The following is a 4,363-nucleotide window of genomic DNA, read 5'->3' as shown; positions in this document are numbered from 1 at the left end:
CAGCACGCCGCCCCAGGAAGGAGCCCACGACACCGGACATCTCCCGCTCCCCAAGGATTCAACCGCGAGGGGTCGCAGACCCCCGCCCCGTCAGACAGGCAGCAGCATGAAGATCTTCGGTAGAACCGAGACCCGCCCGCGGCAGGCGGTGCTGGCGCTGGCGACCGCGTCGGCCGTGGCCGCAGGGCTCGTCACCGTCACCGCCGCGGGGGCAGAGCCGCAGGCTCCGGCGCCGCAACCGGCGCAGGCGGTGCGCGACACCGACCCGAAGAACCCGGACTTCGGTCCCAACACCTACATCGCCACCCCGTCCACTCCCGCGGGCGAGTTGCAGGGCAAGCTCGACGAGATCGCCGAGCGCCAGCACACCAACCAGTTCGGTCCCGAGCGCGACGCCGTGCTGTTCCAGCCCGGCGACTACTCGGCCGACGTGAACCTCGGCTTCAACACGCAGGTCGCCGGCCTGGGCATGTCGCCCGACGACGTGAACCTGAACGGCCACGTGCGGGTCGAGGCGGACTGGCTGGGCGAGGGCAACGCCACGCAGAACTTCTGGCGCACCGCGGAGAACCTCTCGGTCACGCCGCCCGACGGCGAGATCGAGCGCTGGGCCGTGTCCCAGGCCGCTCCGTACCGCCGGATGCACATGCGCGGTCAGATGCAGCTGTGGAACGGGTACGACGGCTGGGCCAGCGGCGGCTACATCGCCGACTCCAAGATCGACGGCCTGGTCGAGTCCGGTTCGCAGCAGCAGTTCCTCACCCGCAACAGCGAACTGGCCGGCGGCTGGGACGGTTCGGTGTGGAACATGATGTTCACCGGCACCGTCGGCGCTCCCGAGCAGCACTTCCCGGACCCGTCGCACACCAACGTGCCGGAAACCCCGAAGCTGCGGGAGAAGCCGTTCCTGAACATCGGCGAGGACGGCGGCTACAACGTGTTCGTGCCCGCGCTGCGGGAGAACACCCAAGGGGTCAGCTGGGCGAACGGCGCACCGGAAGGTGAGCAGATCTCGCTGGCGGACTTCTACGTCGCCAAGGAGGGCGACAACGCCGCGACGATCAACGCGGCGCTGGCCGAGGGCAAGCACCTGCTGTTCACCCCCGGCGTCTACCACCTCGACGACACCATCAAGGTCGACAACCCGGACACCGTGGTGCTCGGCATCGGCATGGCCTCGCTCGTCCCCGACACCGGCAAGCCCGCGGTGTCGGTGGCCGATGTGGACGGCGTGAAGCTGGCCGGGCTGTTCATCGACGCCGGTGAGCAGAACTCGCCGTCGCTGATGACCCTCGGCGAGGAGGGCGCGGACCAGAGCCACGCGGAGAACCCGACGCAGCTCTCGGACGTGTTCTTCCGGATCGGCGGCCCCGGCGTGGGCAAGGCGACCAACACGCTGACCGTCAACAGCAACGACGTGCTGCTCGACCACTCGTGGATGTGGCGCGCCGACCACGGCGACGGTGTCGGCTGGGACGTCAACACCGCCGAGACCGGCCTGATCGTGAACGGCGACAACGTCACCGCGCACGGCCTGTTCGTGGAGCACTACCAGAAGAACAACGTGGTGTGGAACGGCAACGGCGGCCGCACCTACTTCTTCCAGAACGAGTTCCCCTACGACCCGCCGGACCAGGCGGCGTGGGGCGGCGACGGCGGCTGGGCGGCGTACAAGGTCGCCGACGACGTCACCGACCACGAGGCGTGGGGCCTGGGCAGCTACTGCTTCTTCGACACGAACCCCGAGGTCACGGCCGCGCGTTCGTTCGAGGTTCCGGTGAACCCGGGCGTCAAGATGCACGACCTCGTGTCCGTCTCGCTGGGCGGCACGGGAACGATCGACAAGGTCATCAACGATCAGGGCGACACCGCCAACGGTGACAACCAGATCAGCTACGTCCCGGAGTACGGCGGCTGACCTCCCGCTCCTCCGACCGGTGCCCGGGTGCGCGATCCCCCCCCGCGCCCCCGCCGCCGGCCGCGCGGCCCCCCCCCCCCCCCCGCCGGCCGGGGGGGGGGGGGCGCCCCCCCCCCCCCCCCCCCCCGGCGCGTTCCGGGGACGTGCGACACCGCCGCGCGAACCGGCCGCCGTCGCCGTCTCACCCGGCGCACGGGACGTAGGCGAGGCCGTGCGCGCCGGCGTCCCCGGCCTTCGCGACGCGGATCCGGGTAAGCACTCGCAGCGAATCCAGGTCGACGACGTCCACCGCGGAGTCGACGACGCAGGACGCGTAACCGAGGGCGCCGTCCGGCGAAGAGGTGATGGTGAGCGGGCTCCGGCCGATCTCCAGCTCCCCCAGCCGCTCGTGGCCGTCCGCCGCGAACACCACCAGCCGCCCGGGATCCTGCCCGGTCACGCCGGCGGCCGCGGCCGGCCGCGGCCGGAGCTCCCCGACCAGCAACTTCCCACCCGCGGTGAGGTGCACCGGCATCACCCGGTTCTCGGTCGGCAGCACCTCGGCGACGGTTCGGGTCTCCGCGTCGATGACCCGGACGCCGTTGGCGTTCGCGGAGCCGTCCTCGGTGAACGAGACGTACGGTCCCCCGACGTACACGCGGGCGCCGTCCGCCGACACCGCCAGCCCTTCGCTGCCCGGGACCTCGACTCGGCCCACGAGCTCGCCCGCGACGAGATCGACGACGGAGACGAACGGCGCCTCCTTGTTGGTGGCGTACCCCGTCGTGCCGTCCGGGCCGATCGCGAACCAGTGCGGGCCGGGCGCTCCGGTGTCGATCCGGCCGAGGGGCTTGCGCGAGCCGGTGTCGACGACGACCACGCCGCCGGACCGGCCCGGCGCGCCCTCGACGCTCACGTACAGCCGGCCGCGGTCGGCGTCGAGGGCCAGGCCGTGCGGAGCGTGCTCGGGGGCGAGGTCGACCACGTCGATGATCTGCTTGCCGTCCGGGTCGATCGCGGTGATTTCGCTGCGCCGGCCCGCGTTCGCGTGGTAATAGCCCGATCGGTAGGTGTGCGTGCACCACAGCACGCGGTGGGTCGGGTCGAACAGCAGTTCGTGCGGTTCGGGCGGCACTTCGACGACGCCGACGCCCCGGTCGGACTCGGCGTCGAAGAACGACACGGTGGAACCGCTCTGGCTCACCACGGCCAGCACGTCGCCGGATCTCCCTGTCTTGGCGGGACTTCGCATGATCGGTTCCCTCTCAGGACGTTTCCGAGGACGGCGCGGTCAGCGATCCGCGCCGTGCGAACACCCTCAAGCCTGGCCGGGCCGATCGATGCCGGCAATGCAAAGATCAGCATGGAATCATTGCCCTCAGCGAAAAGATGGTGGAGGCGCGCGTGGACCTGAACCTGTTGCTGGTGCTCGATGCCCTGCTCGCGGACAACAGCGTGACCAGGGCGGCCGAACGGCTCGGCACCTCACCGGCCGCGGTCAGCCGGAAGCTCGCGAGCCTCCGGCGGATCGTGGGAGATCCGCTGCTCGTCCGCGCCGGGCAGGCGCTGCAACCCACGGCACGAGCCCTCGAACTCCGCGGCGAGGTGCGGGCGCTCATCGAGCGGTCCGAGTCGGTGCTCACCGCCACCGACGTCCCGGATCCGGCGACGCTGCACCGGGTGTTCACCGTGCAGGCAGGCGACTTCCTGCTCGCCGGGCTCGCCGCGCCGTTGATCTCCACGCTCCGGTCGCAGGCCCCGCACGTGAGCGTCGTCTTCCTGCCGGAGTCGTTCGAGGGCACTCCCGCGCTCCGGCAGGGCGTGGTGGACCTGGAACTGGGCGTGCTCGGCCACCTCGACCCGGAGACGTGCTCCGACCGGCTGATCACCACGGCACTCGTGGGCGTGGCCCGGCAGGGCCATCCGCTGTTCGACGGTCCCATCGACGCCCGCCGGTTCGCCGAAGCCGACCACATCAGCACGTCCCGCACCGGCAAGCGCCACGGACCCATCGACACGGCGCTGGCCGAGCAGGGGCTGCGCCGCCGGGTCCCGATCACCGTGCCCGGTCACACCAGCGCGATGCTCCTGGCCAGGACGACCGACCTCGTCTGCCTCGCCCTGCCCGGAGCTCCCGCGGCCGACTGGCTCAACGCGCTCGGGCTGCGCACCTTCCCCGTGCCGCTGGACATCCCGCCGATCGAGATCGGCATGGCCTGGCACCCGCGCAACGACGCCGATCGCGCGCACCGGTGGTTCCGCGAGCACGTCCGCGGCATGCTCGCTCGGCAGCGCCCGGCCGACCTCGTGCCCGCCACGCCGCGCGGCACGGGAACGACCGATGAGGTCATCGGCGATCAGGGCGACACCGCCAACGGTGACGACCGGATCAGCTACGTCCCGGAGTACGGCGGCTGACCTCCCGCTCCTCCGACCGGTGCCCGGGTGCGCGATCCGCACCCGGGC

3 protein-coding genes are annotated in these 4,363 nt (G+C 71.6%); 2 read left to right on the top strand and 1 reads right to left on the bottom strand.

Annotated features, from left to right (window positions below; translation table 11 throughout):
- The first annotated feature begins 106 nt into the window (after positions 1-106).
- Positions 107-1,918, top strand: a complete 1,812-nt coding sequence (locus LCD33_RS19335) for a sialidase (RefSeq protein ID WP_224958628.1) — start codon at positions 107-109, stop codon at positions 1,916-1,918.
- A gap of 181 nt (positions 1,919-2,099) precedes the next feature.
- Here the strand turns inward: LCD33_RS19335 and LCD33_RS19330 are convergent, their stop codons facing one another.
- Entirely contained in the window at positions 2,100-3,149 is a 1,050-nt protein-coding gene (locus LCD33_RS19330) for a YncE family protein (RefSeq protein ID WP_224958627.1), read from the bottom strand.
- A 152-nt stretch (positions 3,150-3,301) separates the two neighbouring features.
- On the opposite strand from LCD33_RS19330, the gene LCD33_RS19325 reads away from it, so the two are divergent.
- Positions 3,302-4,315, top strand: a complete 1,014-nt coding sequence (locus LCD33_RS19325; RefSeq protein ID WP_224958625.1) for a LysR family transcriptional regulator — start codon at positions 3,302-3,304, stop codon at positions 4,313-4,315.
- The last annotated feature ends 48 nt before the right edge of the window (positions 4,316-4,363 follow it).

Origin of the sequence: Saccharopolyspora sp. 7B, from assembly GCF_020177435.1 — a bacterium.
Taxonomy (GTDB): domain Bacteria; phylum Actinomycetota; class Actinomycetes; order Mycobacteriales; family Pseudonocardiaceae; genus Saccharopolyspora_C; species Saccharopolyspora_C gregorii.
This window is presented reverse-complemented; position numbering and strand designations above follow the sequence as displayed.